This is a genomic window from Ignatzschineria sp. LJL83 (assembly GCF_054871845.1).
Genome location: NZ_JBTXLY010000006.1, coordinates 37786 through 55256 on the forward strand (window position 1 = coordinate 37786; position 17471 = coordinate 55256).

Annotated in this window: 15 protein-coding genes and 1 tRNA gene; 10 read left to right on the top strand and 6 right to left on the bottom strand. The window is 39.7% G+C overall.

Annotation, left to right across the window (positions count from 1 at the left end; genetic code table 11):
- Positions 1–19: 19 nt before the first annotated feature.
- The 4 genes from rpoC to ACYSN2_RS05130 all read left to right on the top strand — a co-directional run bounded on the left by rpoC (position 20) and on the right by ACYSN2_RS05130 (position 6395).
- Entirely contained in the window at positions 20–4132 is a 4113-nt protein-coding gene (gene rpoC, locus ACYSN2_RS05115) for a DNA-directed RNA polymerase subunit beta' (protein ID WP_461749183.1), read from the top strand.
- 85 nt (positions 4133–4217) lie between these two features.
- On the top strand, positions 4218–4661 hold the full coding sequence (nusB, locus tag ACYSN2_RS05120; protein ID WP_461749184.1) for a transcription antitermination factor NusB: 444 nt from the start codon (positions 4218–4220) through the stop codon (positions 4659–4661).
- A gap of 185 nt (positions 4662–4846) precedes the next feature.
- Positions 4847–5458, top strand: a complete 612-nt coding sequence (locus ACYSN2_RS05125; protein WP_461749185.1) for a superoxide dismutase — start codon at positions 4847–4849, stop codon at positions 5456–5458.
- 190 nt (positions 5459–5648) lie between these two features.
- Positions 5649–6395, top strand: coding sequence for a tRNA threonylcarbamoyladenosine dehydratase (locus ACYSN2_RS05130; protein ID WP_461749186.1), 747 nt, complete (start codon positions 5649–5651; stop codon positions 6393–6395).
- A 249-nt stretch (positions 6396–6644) separates the two neighbouring features.
- Here the strand turns inward: ACYSN2_RS05130 and ACYSN2_RS05135 are convergent, their stop codons facing one another.
- Both ACYSN2_RS05135 and ACYSN2_RS05140 read right to left on the bottom strand, forming a co-directional pair.
- Positions 6645–7352, bottom strand: a complete 708-nt coding sequence (locus ACYSN2_RS05135; RefSeq protein ID WP_461749187.1) for a hypothetical protein — start codon at positions 7350–7352, stop codon at positions 6645–6647.
- Between the two features lie 124 nt (positions 7353–7476).
- Entirely contained in the window at positions 7477–8028 is a 552-nt protein-coding gene (locus ACYSN2_RS05140) for an adenylate kinase (protein ID WP_461749188.1), read from the bottom strand.
- 249 nt (positions 8029–8277) lie between these two features.
- Here ACYSN2_RS05140 and ACYSN2_RS05145 point away from each other — a divergent pair, with 249 nt between their 5' ends.
- Positions 8278–9297, top strand: a complete 1020-nt coding sequence (locus ACYSN2_RS05145) for a hypothetical protein (protein WP_461749189.1) — start codon at positions 8278–8280, stop codon at positions 9295–9297.
- Between the two features lie 79 nt (positions 9298–9376).
- On the opposite strand, the gene guaA is transcribed toward ACYSN2_RS05145, so the two are convergent.
- Positions 9377–10621 (bottom strand): glutamine-hydrolyzing GMP synthase, encoded by a 1245-nt coding sequence (guaA, locus tag ACYSN2_RS05150; protein WP_461749190.1) that lies wholly within the window; start codon positions 10619–10621, stop codon positions 9377–9379.
- A 142-nt stretch (positions 10622–10763) separates the two neighbouring features.
- On the opposite strand from guaA, the gene ACYSN2_RS05155 reads away from it, so the two are divergent.
- The 5 genes from ACYSN2_RS05155 (at position 10764) to rph (ending at position 14344) form a co-directional block, all read left to right on the top strand.
- The gene (locus ACYSN2_RS05155; protein ID WP_461749191.1) at positions 10764–11213 is read left to right on the top strand and encodes a C40 family peptidase; all 450 of its coding nucleotides are present in this window, start codon (positions 10764–10766) and stop codon (positions 11211–11213) included.
- Positions 11214–11339: 126 nt separating this feature from the next.
- Positions 11340–12926, top strand: a complete 1587-nt coding sequence (locus ACYSN2_RS05160) for an efflux transporter outer membrane subunit (protein ID WP_461749192.1) — start codon at positions 11340–11342, stop codon at positions 12924–12926.
- A gap of 100 nt (positions 12927–13026) precedes the next feature.
- Positions 13027–13103 (top strand) — tRNA-Pro (locus ACYSN2_RS05165).
- A gap of 29 nt (positions 13104–13132) precedes the next feature.
- Positions 13133–13351 carry a translation initiation factor IF-1 gene (gene infA, locus ACYSN2_RS05170; protein WP_109189037.1) on the top strand — a complete coding sequence of 73 codons (219 nt, stop codon included), beginning with the start codon at positions 13133–13135 and terminating at the stop codon, positions 13349–13351.
- A 267-nt stretch (positions 13352–13618) separates the two neighbouring features.
- On the top strand, positions 13619–14344 hold the full coding sequence (rph, locus tag ACYSN2_RS05175) for a ribonuclease PH (protein ID WP_461749193.1): 726 nt from the start codon (positions 13619–13621) through the stop codon (positions 14342–14344).
- Between the two features lie 117 nt (positions 14345–14461).
- On the opposite strand, the gene dxs is transcribed toward rph, so the two are convergent.
- The 3 genes from dxs to xseB are packed head-to-tail and all read right to left on the bottom strand — an operon-like array spanning position 14462 to position 17466.
- Positions 14462–16363: a 1-deoxy-D-xylulose-5-phosphate synthase gene (gene dxs / locus ACYSN2_RS05180; protein WP_461749194.1), complete on the bottom strand. Its 1902-nt coding sequence runs from the start codon at positions 16361–16363 to the stop codon at positions 14462–14464.
- Between the two features lie 9 nt (positions 16364–16372).
- On the bottom strand, positions 16373–17248 hold the full coding sequence (locus tag ACYSN2_RS05185) for a polyprenyl synthetase family protein (RefSeq protein ID WP_461749195.1): 876 nt from the start codon (positions 17246–17248) through the stop codon (positions 16373–16375).
- Positions 17249–17262: 14 nt separating this feature from the next.
- Positions 17263–17466 (bottom strand): exodeoxyribonuclease VII small subunit, encoded by a 204-nt coding sequence (gene xseB / locus ACYSN2_RS05190; RefSeq protein WP_461749196.1) that lies wholly within the window; start codon positions 17464–17466, stop codon positions 17263–17265.
- Between the last annotated feature and the right edge of the window lie 5 nt (positions 17467–17471).

Genomic DNA, 17471 nt, shown 5'->3' on the forward strand with positions numbered 1-17471 from the left:
ATATATTGGAAGATAACGAATGAACTTATTAAATTTATTTAAGAATGAAGATAAAGGCGGTTTTGATGCGATCAAGATTGGTCTTGCATCTCCTGAAAAAATTCTTAGTTGGTCTTATGGTGAAGTTAAAAAGCCAGAGACAATCAACTACCGTACTTTTAAACCAGAGCGTGATGGACTTTTCTGTGCAAAAATTTTCGGACCAGTAAAAGATTATGAGTGCTTATGTGGTAAATATAAGCGCCTTAAGCACCGTGGCGTTGTTTGTGAGAAGTGTGGCGTTGAAGTAACACTTTCAAACGTACGTCGTGAGCGTATGGGTCATATCAAGCTTGCATCTCCTGTTGCACATATTTGGTATTTGAAATCACTCCCAAGCCGTATCGGTTTATTACTCGATATGACGCTTCGTGATATTGAGAAAATTCTTTACTTTGAATCATTTGTTGTGATCGAACCAGGTTTAACACCATTCGAACACGGACAAGTGTTAACAGATGAAGAATTCCTTGATGCAATTGAAGAGTACGGCGATGAGTTTGATGCTCGTATGGGTGCGGAAGCAATCTTAGAGCTTCTTAAAGCCATTGATCTTGAAGAAGAAGCATCGCAACTTCGTGAAGAGCTTCAAGAAACCCGTTCTGAAACGAAATTCAAGCGTCTCTCAAATAGATTAAAATTAGTAGAATCATTTATCGCTTCAGGCAATAGTCCTGAGTGGATGATTTTAACGAACTTACCGGTTCTTCCACCAGATTTACGTCCATTAGTTCCACTTGATGGCGGACGTTTTGCGACATCAGATCTTAACGATCTTTATCGCCGAGTGATTAACCGTAACAACCGTTTACAAAGACTTTTAGAACTTGAAGCTCCGGACATTATTGTTCGTAACGAAAAGCGTATGCTTCAAGAGTCAGTAGACTCATTGCTTGATAATGGTCGTCGTGGCCGTGCGATTTCTGGAGCGAATAAACGCCCACTTAAATCACTTGCGGACATGATTAAAGGGAAGCAAGGTCGTTTCCGTCAAAACCTTCTTGGTAAGCGTGTTGACTACTCGGGACGTTCTGTAATCGTAGTTGGACCAACACTTCGTCTTCATCAGTGTGGTTTACCAAAACAGATGGCACTTGAGCTTTTCAAACCATTTATTTTCTCTCAATTAATCCAACGTGGTATTGCAACAACCATTAAAGCTGCAAAACGTATGGTTGAGAGAGAAGTACCAGAAGTTTGGGATATCCTTGAGCATGTAATCACAGAACATCCTGTGCTCTTAAACCGTGCACCAACCCTTCACAGACTTGGTATTCAAGCATTCGAACCTGTATTAATCGAAGGTAAAGCAATCCAGCTTCACCCACTCGTTTGTACCGCATTTAACGCCGACTTTGACGGTGACCAAATGGCGGTTCACGTACCTTTATCGATTGAATCACAACTTGAAGCTCGTGCATTAATGATGTCTTCAAACAATATTCTTTCCCCTGCAAATGGTGAGCCGATTATTGTTCCATCGCAAGACGTTGTACTTGGTCTTTACTATATGACACGTGAGCGTATTAATGCGAAAGGCGAAGGTCGTATTTTTGCAAATACAGATGAAGTTCATCGTGCATATGCACTTAAAGAGCTTGATGTTCATGCGAAAATTCAGGTACGTCTTCCAATTACAATGTTTGAAGATGCAGAAGAAGGGGAAGAGTATCGCCGTGTTGAATCAACGGTAGGTCGTATTCTCTTAACAGATCTTCTTCCTGAAGGTTTACCGTTCTCGCTCATTGATAAAGTATTAGCGAAACGTGAAATCTCTAACTTGATCAATAGCTGCTACCGTCGTCTTGGTTTGAAAGATACCGTAATCTTTGCTGACAAATTGATGTACACAGGATTCTACTACGCAATGCGTTCAGGATCGTCAGTAGGTTATGAAGACATGGTGATTCCACCGCAAAAGCAAGAGATCATTGATCGTGCGGAAGCGGAAGTAAAAGAAGTTCAGATGCAGTACTCTCAAGGTTTGGTAACAAACGGTGAGCGTTATAACAAGGTGATCGATATCTGGTCTCGCACGAATGAAGAAGTTGCGAAAACGATGATGAGCAACCTTGGTAAAGATGAAGTCTTTGACGAAAAAACAGGTAAAGAAGTAGAGCAAACATCATTTAACTCAATCTTCATGATGGCAGACTCAGGAGCGCGTGGTAGTGCTGCTCAGATTCGTCAGCTTGCAGGGATGCGTGGATTGATGGCAAAACCGGACGGTTCGATCATCGAAACGCCAATCACGGCAAACTTCCGTGAAGGTCTTGACGTTCTTCAGTACTTCGTATCAACGCATGGTGCTCGTAAAGGTCTTGCGGATACAGCTCTTAAAACAGCGAACTCAGGTTACTTAACACGTCGTCTCGTTGACGTTGCACAAGACCTTGTGATTGTGAACGAAGATTGTGGTACAACAGATGGTCTCTTAATGACACCAATCGTTGAAGGTGGGGATATCGTTCTTCCGCTTCGTGATAGAGTATTAGGACTTGTTGTAGCTGAAGATGTATATGTTCCGGGAACAGAAGAGATTCTCTTCGAAGCGGGTACACTTTTAGATGAAGCGGGTGTTGAACTCCTTGATGAGAAAGGTGTGGATGAGTTGATTGCACGTTCTGCAATTACTTGTAAAAACCGTCACGGATTATGTGCAAAATGTTATGGACGTGACCTTGGTCGTGGACATCTTGTAAACCCAGGTGAATCTGTAGGCGTTATCGCAGCTCAGTCAATCGGGGAACCAGGAACACAGTTAACGATGCGTACGTTCCATATCGGGGGAGCGGCATCAGGCTCTGCTGCAGTTTCAAATGTTCAAGTAAAAACAAAGGGTACTTTGAAACTTGTTCGTATGAAAACTGTTCGTAACAAAGATAATAACCTTGTATCGATCTCTCGTTCGGGCGAACTCATCATCATGGATGAATTTGGTCGTAACCGTGAGCGCTATAAAGTTCCTTATGGTGCAACGATCTCAGTAGATGAAGGTGGTACTGTAGAGATTGGTGATATCGTTGCAACTTGGGATCCGCATACAATTCCAGTTATCGTTGAAGTTTCAGGTCACATTAAATTTGTAGACTTTGAAGAGAACATCAACGTACAGAAACAAACGGATGACATTACAGGTCTTTCTAACTTAATCGTGCTTGACTCTAAACAACGTAATACTGGTGGAAAACGTCCATCAATCTGTGTTGTTGATGAAGCTGGTAATGAGTTAAATATCCCGGGAACAGATGTGACAGCAATGTATACACTTCCTGTCGGTGCAATTTTGAACCTCAATGACGGTGATATTGTGTCAATTGGTGATCCACTTGCACGTATTCCACAAGAGTCTTCAAAAACACGTGATATTACCGGGGGTCTTCCACGAGTTGCTGACCTCTTCGAAGCAAGACGTCCGAAAGAAGCGGCAATTCTTGCAGAGAAATCAGGTATCGTCAGCTTCGGCCGTGAAACAATGAGTAAGCAACGCTTAATCATCACGGACGGCGATGGTGTTGCACATGAAGAGCTCATTCCAAAATGGCGTCATGTGAACGTGTTCGAAGGGGAATCTGTTGAGAAAGGGGAGATCATTGTTGATGGTGAGTTAAGTGCTCATGACATTCTTCGTCTTCTCGGTGTGAAAGAACTTGCTGAATACCTCGTAAAAGAGATTCAAGACGTTTACCGTTTACAAGGGGTTAAAATCTCTGATAAACATATCGAAGTAATCATTCGCCAGATGCTCCGTAAAGTGGAAATTCTTGAAGCAAATGACAGCCCATTCATCAAAGGTGAGCAAGCTGAATATGTTTCTGTATTGAATGAAAATGAGCGTTTAGAAGCAGAAGGTAAAGTTCCTGCAACTTACCAACCTGTACTTCTTGGTATTACGAAAGCATCTCTTGCAACAGATAGCTTTATCTCTGCGGCATCGTTCCAAGAAACAACACGTGTATTAACAGACGCATCTATTCGTGGTCTTAAAGATCATCTCCGTGGTCTTAAAGAGAACGTCATCGTAGGGCGCTTAATCCCTGCGGGAACGGGCCTTATTTATCATGAAGAACGCCGTAATGCCGGTAAAGAATAATTCATATAGTTGTCATATATGATTCATAGAATAGGCGCTCCTTTAGTGGAGCGCTTTCTGATTCAAATAGTAAAAGGGGAATAGCGTGCCTGTTTCAAAACGTAAATTAATCGCATCTAGAAAATCAGCAAGATTTTTTTTAATCCAAGCACTATATGAGTGGCAAATTGCGAATAGCACATTGGCGGAAATCAGCAGTAATATTGCGGATAACGAAAAATTCTCAGAAGCGAATAGTGAATATTTCCACGAGTTATTACAAAATATTACAAGAAAACGTGCCGAGTTAAATCTTGTCATCGCACCTTTCTTAGATCGTGATATTGAACAAGTAGATCCTATCGAACGTTCTATTTTGTGGCTCGGTGCTTACGAGTTACAAAACCAATTAGATATCCCATACAAATCTGTCATCAATGAAGCTGTTGAGCTTGCAAAACAGTTTGGGGCAGAAGGTAGTCATCGTTATGTGAATGGGGTTTTAGATAAAATTTCTAAAACGATTCCACTTCGTGAAGCAGAGAAGTAATTTTACGAATAGCACCCGATTACAATGAAATTGTGAAAGAATCCCGATCTAACTTGTGTTAGATCAGGAAAATGCTTAAAATTATAGAGTTACATTTTTTTATTTCAGGAATTATCAAGGGTTTCATGACGTTATGAAATTTATTGCTAATTCAGAATGTCTACTTACTCAATTAGGGGAAGATTATGTCATACGAATTACCAAAATTACCTTATGCTTATGATGCGTTAGAGCCACATGTTGATACAGAAACAATGCATCTTCATCACGAAAAGCATCATCAAACTTATGTAAATAACTTAAATGCAGCGGTTGCAAAATACCCTGAATTTGCAGAGAAAAAAGTTGAAGACTTAATCTCTGATATGAAAGCGATTCCAGAAGATATCCGCACAGCGGTACAAAACAATGGTGGCGGTCACGCAAACCATTCACTTTTCTGGGAAGTAATGACACCAAACGGTGGCGGTGAGCCAACAGGTGCTGTGAAAGAAGCAATCGATAAAGCATTCGGTAGCTTTGATGCATTCAAAGAGAAATTTGCAGCTGCAGCTGTATCACGTTTCGGTTCAGGTTGGGCGTGGTTAGTAGTAGATAAAGATGGCAACTTAAAAGTTGAATCATCTGCAAACCAAGATTCTCCTTTAATGAACGGCGAAACACCTATTTTAGGTTTAGACGTTTGGGAACACGCTTACTACAAAAAGTATAGCAACCTTCGCCCAAGCTACATTGCAGCATTCTGGAATGTTGTAAACTGGGACGAAGTAAACAAGCGTTTAGCAGCAGCTAAATAATTGTTGAAAGTGACGGATAACCGTCATTAAGATAAAACTGATTGAATAAACCTATTTAATTGAAGTGTATTTCTATAAAATACCGACATTAAATAGGTTTTTTTATGAGTGAATGATTACGAATCTTATAAGTCTTGTGAGCTTTATGCGTTTGATAGGCTTATGAGAAATATTGAAAGGTAAAGTTTGAATGGTACAAGATTATGATCGCCGATTTTCCACATTAAGTAGACTTTATGAGGAAGAAGGCTTACAGCGATTACAGAATAGCCACGTAGTTGTTATCGGCATTGGTGGCGTAGGATCTTGGGCTGTGGAAGCTTTGGCAAGAAGCGGTGTTGGCAAGCTGACTTTAATTGATTTAGATAATATTGCCGAGAGCAATATTAATCGCCAAATTCATGCGCTCTCTTCAACGATTGGTGAATCGAAAGTAGAAGCGATGAAATCCCGTATTCATGAGATTAATGATGCGTGTGAAGTTGTGATGATTGAAGATTTTATCACGACGGATAATCTTGCCGAATATCTTACCCATTCTCGTGAGAATTACTGGATTTTAGATGCGATGGATGAAGTTCGAGTAAAAGCGGCGCTCATCGCTTTTGCAAAAAAGAATCGCTATAAAATTATCTCTACCGGCGCTGCCGGCGGTAAAACAAGGGCAGAGGACTTGTTGATTGATGATATTAATAAAACCTATCATGATCCGCTCTGCGCAAGATTAAAAGCGCTCCTGCGTAAAGATTATCAACTTCCGGATCATAGTAAACGTGCCGGCATTCCTATTGTGTTTAGTAAAGAGAATAGCCAAGCGAAGAAGAATGCGAGCGGTGGATTGAACTGTCAAGGTTACGGCTCTGTGATTACCGTTACGGCAACGATGGGAATGATGGCTGCGAGTTATATTATTAATAAGATTACTCAGCGTGCATAGTTGATTTACAAAAAGAGATATGGGAGTAATTCATTGACTCTTCTATTCCTATTGAAGAAGTTTTATTGAAGAATAGAAGCTGATATGCGGCTGGATCGAAAGTTTGCACTTTTCTTAATATCCCGCGCCAGCAAAAATAATCTGACTTCAATTTTTAAATTGAAATGAGTAATTCAGTCATCAAAAATGCCGGCAATATTTAAATCGCCGGCATTTTTGATGAACCTGATATTGTTTTAAAGAATATTCTTATCGTTCTAAAAGCGGAACTTCTTCAGCGCCATTATCTCGAAGCGGTTGAAATACTTTTTCTTCAAAATCCTTCGGCAATACATATTGCACGATGGATTGATATTCGCCTTTTGAATCGAGGGAAATATCAACGCCTTTTTCAGGATAGAGATAATGGAAAGCGCCTTTATTGCTCTCTTGAAGCTTAATTGGATTTTCTCCAAATCGGCCAATAATCACACTTTCATCCAAAGAAACCGCCATGGGAATAAAAGCGATGGATTCAACGATATTGCCGTAAAATCTTGAGTGGAACTCTTCCGGGATTTCATAAATCGTACGTTTTGAAGTAGATTTTTTACTCGGCGATAAAAATGGCAGAATCTCTTCTAATTGCGCTTTTGTTGTTTGCAATGTGAACGGAATGCGCGCCGTTAATCCGCCAACATGTGTTTCACGAATATAGCCTTCAAGTTGCTTCTGATCCCCTTCTTCAAAGATGGACAAGCTAAGGCGATTCCCAAGCACGAAGAGGAGTTCTTCTAAGTTGGATTCGTTGAGAGAAATGCTGAAAACACTCAATTTTTCCGGCGATGCTTCCACAATCCAGAAAGGTTCTGTTTCGACATTGCCTTGTTTGGGTGGCATAAAGAGATTTTGACCGAAATACGCAAAAACGGAGATAAAAACTAAAACACCGAGAATGCCGAGAATATTTTTTTTCATAGAAAACCTTTGTGATAAGAAAAAGGCTACGAAAGCACAGCTTGTAGCCTTTTATCGAAATTAATATCTTCTTAATGTTCCAAGAATATCATTATTGCTTCATCACAATACTGATATAGGTTCATTAAAGTGATGGATCAAGAATTTGATAGATCTCGTCGCTAATTTCATTTACATCGCCGTAACCATTGATGGTTTTGAGCTTGCCTTGAAGTACGAAATAATCCACTAATGGATATGTTTCTGCTTCAAACACTTTACGGCGTTTAAGGATTGTTTCTTCGTTGTCATCAGAACGTCCACGAGTTTTTAAACGCTCTTGGATGATTTCGAAAGGAACTTCAAGATAGATTACTTTCTCAATCGGCATATCGATCTCTTCGAGGAGTTTATCTAACTGTTCTGCTTGATTGATGTTTCTTGGGAAACCATCTAATAAGAAGCCATTTTCTGATTGGATAATACGGTTTTTAATCATACCTAAAACGATATCATCAGAAACAAGGTTTCCTTCATCCATGATTTTTTTTGCGGCAAGACCAAGCGGTGTACCTTCACTCACTTCTGCGCGAAGCATATCACCTGTTGAAAGGTGAGTCACTCCAAATTTCTTAACAATATTTTCAGCCTGAGTTCCTTTCCCAGATCCCGGTGCGCCAAGCAGGACAATACGCATATATAACTATCTCCTTAAATTATAAAAATCTGTCATATGACAGATCCCTTCGATAACTAAGAACATAATACACACTTAAAGGATTCCCCTCAATTCACTTCTGTAATATTCGTTGATAAATTGTGCAAAGATGGAATAGTTTATATTGGTAATTGAGAGATTCTGCTAAATCTAGAAAGATTGAGATTTTGGTAGTATAAAAGTGTTGGATTAAGATATCCGAAATAATTAAATTTAGAGGTACTGTAAATGCTTAAAGATATCCCCCTTTATCAAGGAAAGCCGACAGCATATCTTGATCATAATATATTAGATTTTTTCACAAAACATAAATCAGATAAGGTCATGGAAATCTTATTCGGTAAGTATCAAGTTGTGTATTCGGATGAAACTTTAAAGGAGATTCAAAGATCAGATGGAGGGGAAGAACGATTTCTTGATTTGTTAAATGAATTACAGGCATGGCATTTGAAAATACATGTTGATGAGTATTTTAAGTTAACTGATCAAGTAATTCTTACAAGTGAGAATAGTTACGAGGTATATCGAAAATATAAAAATAATATAGAGCCTGTTCATGAGCAAGTGTATCAATCTATGCTTTTACCGCTTAAAAAAATATATGGGGGAATCAAAAATACAAGTTCGGGAAACATAGTTAATGCTCAAATAGGTGCGAATAGTGATTTGCATGATTTTATAGTAAAAAATATTAAGAAAGTAGAAAAGTATTGTCCTGAATTAGCATCTCTCTCTTTGGAAATAAATAGAAACATTAAAAGGTTGTCTGAAGAGAGTTCTAAAAATTATTTGATTAATCAGGGCTTTCTAGATGGAGAAATAGGGGTGGATGTTTTTCGTAGTGAGCTTAAAGCAGGATCTAAAGAATTAAATAATATTAAGGCCCCGAATGTATTACAAAAAATTTATGACTTAATTCATAAGAATGTATCTATAGAGAATAGAACTTCCATAGAAAAATTTTTTCATATGGATAAGAATCCTATTGAACCGACTGGAGATTATTTTGACTTTCAAAAAGTGAATGTAATTTATAGTATGTTGAATATGCTGGGCTATTATCCTGATTCGAAACTGAAGATAGATAAACGTTTTATAGCTTCTCAGAGTGATCAAGGGCATGCAGTTATGGCTAGCTTTGTTGATGCCTTATTTTCTGAAGATAAAAGTTTTTTAAAAAAGGTAGAGGCTATTTATGAATTTTTAGGAATAAGAACTAAGATACATAACGTCACAATAAATAGATGATTGTCCTTCACCAAAGACCTGCAATAAAAAACCCGCATAAGCGAGTTTTTTTGTATTGATGAATTACTACTTTAAAATCTTATTCCCACTCAATTGTTGCTGGTGGTTTGTTTGAGATGTCGTATGTTACACGTGAAACGCCGTTGACTTCTTTGATGATACGCGTGGAAACGTGCTCTAGGAAATCCCATGGAAGATGTGCCGCTCTTGCTGTCATGAAGTCGATAGTTTCGATAGCACGAAGTGCGATGACGTAATCGTAAACACGTTTGTCATCTTGAACGCCGACAGATTTTACAGGAACGAATACGGCAAATGCTTGTGATGTTTTATCGTAAAGATCTGCTTTGATAAGCTCTTCAATGAAGATATCATCTGCATAACGAAGAATATCAGCATACTCTTTTTTGATTTCGCCAAGAATACGAACGCCAAGACCTGGTCCTGGGAACGGATGACGATAAACCATTGCGCGTGGTAAACCAAGAGCAACACCGAGTTCACGTACTTCATGTTTGAAGAGTGAACTGATTGGCTCGATGAGTTTAAGATCCATATCTTCCGGCAAACCGCCCACGTTGTGGTGAGATTTTACGGCAACGCCATCTTTTGTATTAAGCGATTCTAAGATATCTGGGTAGATCGTCCCTTGCGCTAACCATTTTGCGCTTGGAAGTTTACGAGATTCTTCTTCAAATATACGCACGAAAAGTTCGCCGATAATTTTACGTTTTTTCTCAGGATCATTTTCGCCTTTAAGCGCTTCAAGGAAGCGAGCTTCTGCATCCACACGAATAATTTTAATCCCCATGTTATCTGCAAATGTTTGCATCACTTTGTCGCCTTCATTTAAACGAAGAAGACCGGTATCTACAAATACACACGTTAATTGATTGCCGATTGCTTTATGCATAAGCGCTGCCACTACAGATGAATCTACGCCGCCAGAAAGGCCGAGAATGACTTCATCAGATTGAACAGTATTTTTGATTGCTTGCGTATGATGTTCGATAAATGCGGCAATGTTCCAAACAGGCTGAATGCTGTTATCTGTTGCAAAGCGGATGATCGCTGTTTGATCTGTCGTTTCATCAAGCGCTAATACAGGAATATTTTTGCCTTCTGCTGTAAGAATCGCTTTAATTTCTTCAGGAGTATTAGAAAGAATACCTTTTGGTGGGAACTGATCTAGAGATGAAGCTAAATCATTGATTGTTGTAATCTCTGAGTAAAACTCTGCATCACGGAGTAGGCGTGCAATTTTCTGTGCATCCTGCTGATTTGCGTGTACAATTAAAATTTTATTGTCTAAATGTTGTGCCATAGGTAAGATCCTTGATGAATAAACGATATTTATCGAGGGCTAAATTATAGCAAAATTGTGTGTTAAAGCATGAATTTATATATTAAATAAAGCAGAGTAATGCTTGTTTTGAGAGAAAAGAGATTCGATAAGGAAGGGATATATGATTAATTGGAAAAATACGATGCTAATTTTGTTAGCATTGCTAGCCTCATTCTCCTTCGCTGATACAAGACGAGAAAGTCTTTTGAATGTAAAAAATAGCGCAATCTCTCATGCAAAAGAGCAAATAGGGGTGCGCTATCTCTTTGGTGGAACAGATCCTAAACGAGGATTTGATTGTAGTGGATTAATTCAATATGTGTATCAAAATGCCGGCATTGAAACGCCGAGAGATACTCGTGGTATGTATCAAGCATTTAAACGAACAACAACACCAGAACCGGGAGATATTATCTTTTTCATTACTTCCGGATCACAAATATCTCATGCCGGTATTTATCTTGGGGACAATAAGATGATTCATGCGCCAAGAACCGGAAAGAGTGTTGAAATTACTCGGATTGATACGCCATATTGGCAAAAACGTTTTATGGGCTTTGGGAAAATTTAAAATAATGACAACATTGTTGTCGATTGTTACAATACGAAAGTCAAAATTAGTTTTAAAATGTATATTAATTAATATTTAAATATTTGAAGTTAGTTGCAAACTCTTTAGAGGTTGGTCATTAAGAATATGAAAAAAACATTGTTATTTATTGGTGCGCCATTTGTGCTTGCGGCATGTTCAATGGCACCAAATTATGAGCGCCCATCACTGCCAGTGATTGATACATTCCCTACATCTTTAAATATTACGGAAGGGTCGTTAGCGGAGCAAAATTTTGCGTACGAAATTACTTGGCAACAATATTTTAAAGATCCACGTTTAAAGGCATTAATCGATGCGGCATTAGTGCATAACAGAGATTTACAATTAGCGACTTTGAATATGGAAGCAGCGAGAATCGCTTACGGTATCTCTATCTCTGAACGCTTACCGGGTGTGAATGTCAGTGGTGGATTCTCTAGAAGTAAGACAGGATCCGCAAATACTGGGCTTAATCCTGAAACAAACTTACCAAATGGGCGTGTGATTTCAGATTCTTCTGCAATTAACTTCGGTGTGAGTAGCTTTGAATTAGACTTCTTTGGAAAAGCGGCATCTATGAGTGATGCGGCATTTGCAAAATACTTAGCATCGGAAGAAGGGCAGAAAGCCGCACATATCAGCTTAGTTTCAGGTGTGGCGCGTGGTTACTTATCCTTAGTATTAGCGGAAGAGCAATTACAAGTAGCGAAAGAAACGCTTAACTCAAATAGAGCTTCTTATAACTTGGTGCAACAACAAGTATCTGCGGGAATTGCCAATGACCTTGATTTGGCACAAGCTCGCGGACAAGTTTTTTCGGCACAAGCACAGGTTGCAAGTATTGAAGCGCAATTAGGAACCGCACGTAATGCGTTATATACCTTAGTCGGAACGACAGTATCAGATCTTCCAAAAGGTTTAGCATTAAGATCTTCACAATTTACAGAAACATTGCCGGTAGGTTTACCATCGCAAGTTTTATTAGTAAGACCTGACGTGATTGAAGCGGAATATAACCTGTTAGCGGCGAATGCAGATATTGGTGCGGCGAGAGCGGCATTCTTCCCAAGTATTAGTTTAACGACGACAGTAGGAAGAGCTTCTGGCGACTTATCAGATCTATTCAAAGGTGGTCATGGTGGCTGGGCATTTAATCCAACGATTTCATTACCAATCTTTAACTGGGGACAAATCCAGAAGAATTTAGAGCTTTCTCATGTTCGTAAAAATGTTGCAGTTGTGACATATGAGAAAACAATTCAAACGGCATTCCAAGAAGTAGCGGATGGTTTAGTATCTAAACAGCCTCTAGCAGACCAATTGGTTGCGCAACGTAATCTTGTATCCACAACAGAAGAACAGCTTCGTTTAGCCAATCTTCTCTATACAAACGGAATTGCGAGTTATTTGGATGTATTAGATGCGCAAAGAACATTGTTTAGTTCAAGACAAGCATTGCTGACAACTTATTTCAATAAGCATATTAATGATGTGATGCTCTATGCAGCACTAGGTGGTGGTGTGAATGCTCTTGAGTCAGATCCGAACCAAACAGAGTATATGAGAAAGGCTGCTGCAGATAATCCTGTTGCGAAAGGAACAGCGGCAATTGAAGCAAGTAACCGTACATCAGGAATCTTCTCTAATTTTGATTCAGAGACAGAAGCGGTTACAACAAGAAAGATTAATTAAGCTGAAAAAGATTTGCTAGAATAAACAGTTAAAATGACGGGAGGCGCTAAGTTTCTTGTCATTTTTGTTTTTCTTTGCTACTATTTAAACCTCATTTTGTCGGGGCATGGCGCAGCCTGGTAGCGCACTTGCATGGGGTGCAAGGGGTCGCAGGTTCAAATCCTGCTGTCCCGACCAATAAACTAATACACTATTTGAAGAGTTCTATGTCAAAAGAAGATCATATTGAAATGGAAGGAACGGTCACCGAGACACTTCCGTATACACAATTTAGAGTCGAGTTAGATAACGGTCACGTTATCACCGCACATATTTCTGGTAAAATGCGTAAAAACTATATCCGCATTCTTATGGGAGATAGAGTCAAAGTAGAATTAACACCATATGACTTATCGAAAGGTCGTATTGTGTATCGTGGTAAATAATCACGAAATCTTTCACTCAATCGAGTATTTCCAAAGCTTGATGGAGTGAGATTAATAAGTGAGATGGAATAATCAGTTATTCCTTAGCTTATTAATAAAATATAGGATACATCACTGTAATAACCCAGAGTTATGGCAGTGCGCTTTGAACCCACTATTTAATGGGTTAAGTTTCAAATAGCTGTAAGACGCCCGTATTTTACGGGCGTTTTTGCACTTCTAAGTTTAAATTTTAATAGTTGAATTCTATCTAAGAGAGAGCCGATTATGAGACCATCAAAAAGAGCTGCAAATGAGATGCGAGAGTTGCAATTTATTCCTAATTACACGATGCATGCCGCAGGATCTGTATTAGCAGTATTTGGTAATACAAAAGTACTTTGCACTGCATCTGTTGAAGAGCGTGTTCCGCCATTCTTACGTGGACAAGGAAAAGGTTGGGTTACGGCAGAATATGGTATGTTGCCGGGATCAACGCATACACGTTCAGGTCGTGAAGCGGCAAGAGGGAAGCAGAGCGGACGCACTTTAGAGATTCAACGTTTAATCGGTCGTTCCCTTCGTGCAGCAGTGAATCTTGAGCTTTTAGGCGAAAGAACAATCACAATTGACTGTGATGTACTTCAGGCAGATGGCGGTACAAGAACGGCATCAATCTCTGGCGCGTACATTGCACTAGTCATCGCACTTCAGAAATTAGTGGAAGCAGGATCATTAGAGAAAACGCCGTTAATCTCTCAAATTGCGGCAATCTCGGTAGGAATCTATCAAGGAACGCCGGTACTTGATTTGGATTACATTGAAGATAGTAATGCGGATACAGATATGAATGTCATTATGACAAGCGAAGGCAAGATTATCGAAGTGCAAGCAACGGCTGAGCAAGCGGCATTTGATAAGCGTGAATTGCTCTCAATGTTAGATCTTGCAGAGATTGGTATTCAACAAATTACAGCTGAGCAAATTAAAGTGCTTGCAGAGGCGCTCGCGTAATTTTAGTATCGTGAAATTTGCTTAAGAAAGCCTTTACCGCTAGATCAGTGGTAAAGGCTTTTTGTTGTCTGATATTTGTGAAAACATTCCCTTTATGTATAGCAGCGAAGGGATTAATTAACGTAATGCTTTTTGTAGGAAACTCGTTGTTTCTTCAATAAGAGATTCTGGAGTTAAACCATATTCGGCAAAAACCTCATCACGTTCGCCATGCTCTGGATAATAATCTTTAATGCCGAAATGCTTGATCGGAAGATAGAAACCTTCTTCATTAAGAAGTTCAGAAACCGCAGATCCGGCACCGCCCATGATTGCACCATCTTCGATAGTGATAATCGCTTGATGCGATTCCGCGAGTGTTGTTAACGTTTCTTTGTCTAAAGGTTTTACAAAACGAAGATCCAAAAGTGTTGCATTAAAATGATCAGTAACCGCTTGGCTTAAAGTCATCATTGAACCGATATTAATGACTAACAACTTTTCGCCTTCCTGTTTGATGAGGCTTTTTCCAAATGGAAGCGCTTCGGTTGCAGTCGCTTCAATCTCTTTGCCGATGCCTTTACCACGAGGATAACGTACTGCCGCAGGGCCTTTGTGCTGATATGCTGTTGTGAGCATTTGATAGCACTCATTTTCATCCGAAGGCGCCATGATGACCATATTGGGAATCGTGCGTAAGAACGCAAGATCGAAAGTTCCGGCGTGTGTTGCGCCATCAGGGCCGACAATGCCGGCACGATCAATGGCAAAGGTCACATCTAAGTTTTGAATCGCCACATCATGTACTAATTGGTCATAGGCACGTTGAAGGAATGTTGAATAGATTGCAACGACAGGCTTTAAGTTGCCGGTTGCCATTCCTGCACCCAATGTTACGGCATGTTGTTCAGCAATTGCCGTATCAAAAAAACGACTTGGATAGCGTTTACCAAATTCTACTAAACCAGAGCCTTCACACATTGCCGGCGTGATCGCCATTAGATTTGGTTCAATCTCAGCGGTATCGCAGAGCCATTGTGAGAAAACCTGTGTATAAGTTAATCCTGATGCTTTTGATATTGGCGTTTCAGTGTTCTGAGTTTGAGTCACTTCTTTGGTTGGTTTCTTTGTGGCAGAAACCGCATGAAACTTCACTGGCTCCGCTTCTGCTTTGGCATATCCTTTCCCTTTTTTGGTAGTGATATGCAAGAATTTGGGGCCGGATTTTTGTTTGAGGTTTTTAAGCGTTGCGATTAATGTTGGTAAATCATGACCATCAATCGGGCCAAAATATTGAAAACCAAATTCCTCAAAAATCACACTCTTTTCGGCAACCGCGCTTTTAACTCGAGTTTCTGCACGTTTTGCTAAGTCTAGTGCATGAGGAAATGGGAGATTTTCTAAAATCTTTGCACCGCTTTCACGAATGGATTGTAGGCTTGGTTTTGATAATGTTTTTGTGAGCATGGTGCTTAAAGCACCGACATTTGGTGAGATTGACATATTATTGTCATTCAAAATTACGAGCATATTTGCTTTTAAATCGCCTGCATGATTTAGCGCTTCAAAGGCTTGTCCTGCGGTTAATGCGCCATCGCCAATGACGGCAATGAGCTGCTGCTCGGAATCTGTGTGATGTTTTGCGCCCACCGCCATTCCAAGTGCTGCACTAATGGAGGTAGAAGAGTGTCCCACGCCAAATGCATCATATTCACTTTCCGTAATTGCTGGGAAAGGACCTAAGCCATTTTTTTGACGAATGGTATGAATTTTTGATTTTCTGCCCGTGAGGATTTTGTGGGGATAGGCTTGATGTCCTACATCCCAGATAATCTTATCGTGCGGCGTATTAAATACATGATGCAGTGCAACGGTAAGTTCAACAACACCAAGACCGGAGGCAAAATGGCCACCGGAATCGAGAACGCTATCGATTAAGAATCCTCGCAATTCCTTTGAGATAAGATCGAGATCTTGAAGTGATCGATTTTTAAGATCAAGAGGGGATTGGATCTGATCAAGTAATGGTGTTGGATTCATACTCTAACCTTAATGATTTCGCTTTTGAATATAATGCGCAAGTTCAATGAGCGGTTCTGCTTTTTCGCCAAATGGTGCCAATAATTCAATGGCGACATCGGTTAATCCGTTTAATTTTTCAACGGAGGATTCAAGACCTAGAAGGGAAATATAAGTGGATTTATCCTGTAATAGATCGCTTCCCGGCATTTTCCCAAGCTCTTCTTGGGTTCCTGTGACATCTAAAATGTCATCTTTAATCTGGAACGCAAGCCCAATATTGTCTGCATAAACGGCTAGTTTATCATAAGTGTCTTGATTCGTATTGCCGGCAATTGCGCCTGCTAAAATCGAAGCTTTTATAAGTGCGCCTGTTTTTTTGCGATGAATGGTTTCAAGTTCTCTGAGCGTAATCGTTTTATCTTCTGATTCAAGATCGATAAACTGTCCGCCAACCATCCCTTGCGTGCCGGCAGCGAAACTATAGAGCTGAATGATTTCTAGTTTTTTCTCGGCAGAAAGATCAGGAATTTGGCTGAGTAATTCAAAGCTCAATGTTAAGAGTGCATCGCCTGCTAAAATTGCGGTGGCTTCATCAAATGCTTTATGGCAAGTGGGTTTTCCACGTCTGAAATCATCATCATCCATCGCTGGAAGATCATCATGAATGAGGGAATATGCATGGATACATTCAATTGCGCCGGCAATTGGGTAGAGCGTTTCTCTCTTTGCACCACACAGTTCGCCACTTGCTAATGTCAAAAGTGCACGAAGGCGTTTTCCACCATTTAAGGTGCTATAAAGAATCGCTTCTTTTAAGCGCTTTGGTGCATGAATGGCTTCTAGTTGAGATTGAAATGCAGATTCGAAATCATGAAATTGATCATTAAACCAAGCTGTTGGCATGAAAGGTGGTTTCCTTAATCTTTAGTGAGTAGTTGATTGATACGTTTTTCAGAGGCTTCAAGACTCTCTTGACAGGCTTTTGTAAGAGAAATTCCCTCTTCAAACTTTGTTAAGGATTCTTCTAATGAAAGCTCGTCATTTTCGAGAGCTTCTACAATTTTTGTGAGTGCTTGAAGTTGTGATTCAATGCTTTGATTTTCTTTTATTTTATCGGACATCTCTA

What these genes read in the sequence shown, in the direction of transcription:
- infA (WP_109189037.1), top strand. Translation starts at nt 13,133, where the DNA reads ATGTCAAAAGAAGATCATATTGAAATGGAAGGAACGGTCACCGAGACA.
- ACYSN2_RS05125 (WP_461749185.1), top strand. Translation starts at nt 4,847, where the DNA reads ATGTCATACGAATTACCAAAATTACCTTATGCTTATGATGCGTTAGAG.
- rpoC (WP_461749183.1), top strand. Translation starts at nt 20, where the DNA reads ATGAACTTATTAAATTTATTTAAGAATGAAGATAAAGGCGGTTTTGAT.
- ACYSN2_RS05135 (WP_461749187.1), bottom strand. Translation starts at nt 7,352, where the DNA reads ATGAAAAAAAATATTCTCGGCATTCTCGGTGTTTTAGTTTTTATCTCC.
- rph (WP_461749193.1), top strand. Translation starts at nt 13,619, where the DNA reads ATGAGACCATCAAAAAGAGCTGCAAATGAGATGCGAGAGTTGCAATTT.
- ACYSN2_RS05145 (WP_461749189.1), top strand. Translation starts at nt 8,278, where the DNA reads ATGCTTAAAGATATCCCCCTTTATCAAGGAAAGCCGACAGCATATCTT.
- ACYSN2_RS05155 (WP_461749191.1), top strand. Translation starts at nt 10,764, where the DNA reads ATGATTAATTGGAAAAATACGATGCTAATTTTGTTAGCATTGCTAGCC.
- xseB (WP_461749196.1), bottom strand. Translation starts at nt 17,466, where the DNA reads ATGTCCGATAAAATAAAAGAAAATCAAAGCATTGAATCACAACTTCAA.
- ACYSN2_RS05140 (WP_461749188.1), bottom strand. Translation starts at nt 8,028, where the DNA reads ATGCGTATTGTCCTGCTTGGCGCACCGGGATCTGGGAAAGGAACTCAG.
- ACYSN2_RS05185 (WP_461749195.1), bottom strand. Translation starts at nt 17,248, where the DNA reads ATGCCAACAGCTTGGTTTAATGATCAATTTCATGATTTCGAATCTGCA.
- ACYSN2_RS05130 (WP_461749186.1), top strand. Translation starts at nt 5,649, where the DNA reads ATGGTACAAGATTATGATCGCCGATTTTCCACATTAAGTAGACTTTAT.
- guaA (WP_461749190.1), bottom strand. Translation starts at nt 10,621, where the DNA reads ATGGCACAACATTTAGACAATAAAATTTTAATTGTACACGCAAATCAG.
- ACYSN2_RS05160 (WP_461749192.1), top strand. Translation starts at nt 11,340, where the DNA reads ATGAAAAAAACATTGTTATTTATTGGTGCGCCATTTGTGCTTGCGGCA.
- dxs (WP_461749194.1), bottom strand. Translation starts at nt 16,363, where the DNA reads ATGAATCCAACACCATTACTTGATCAGATCCAATCCCCTCTTGATCTT.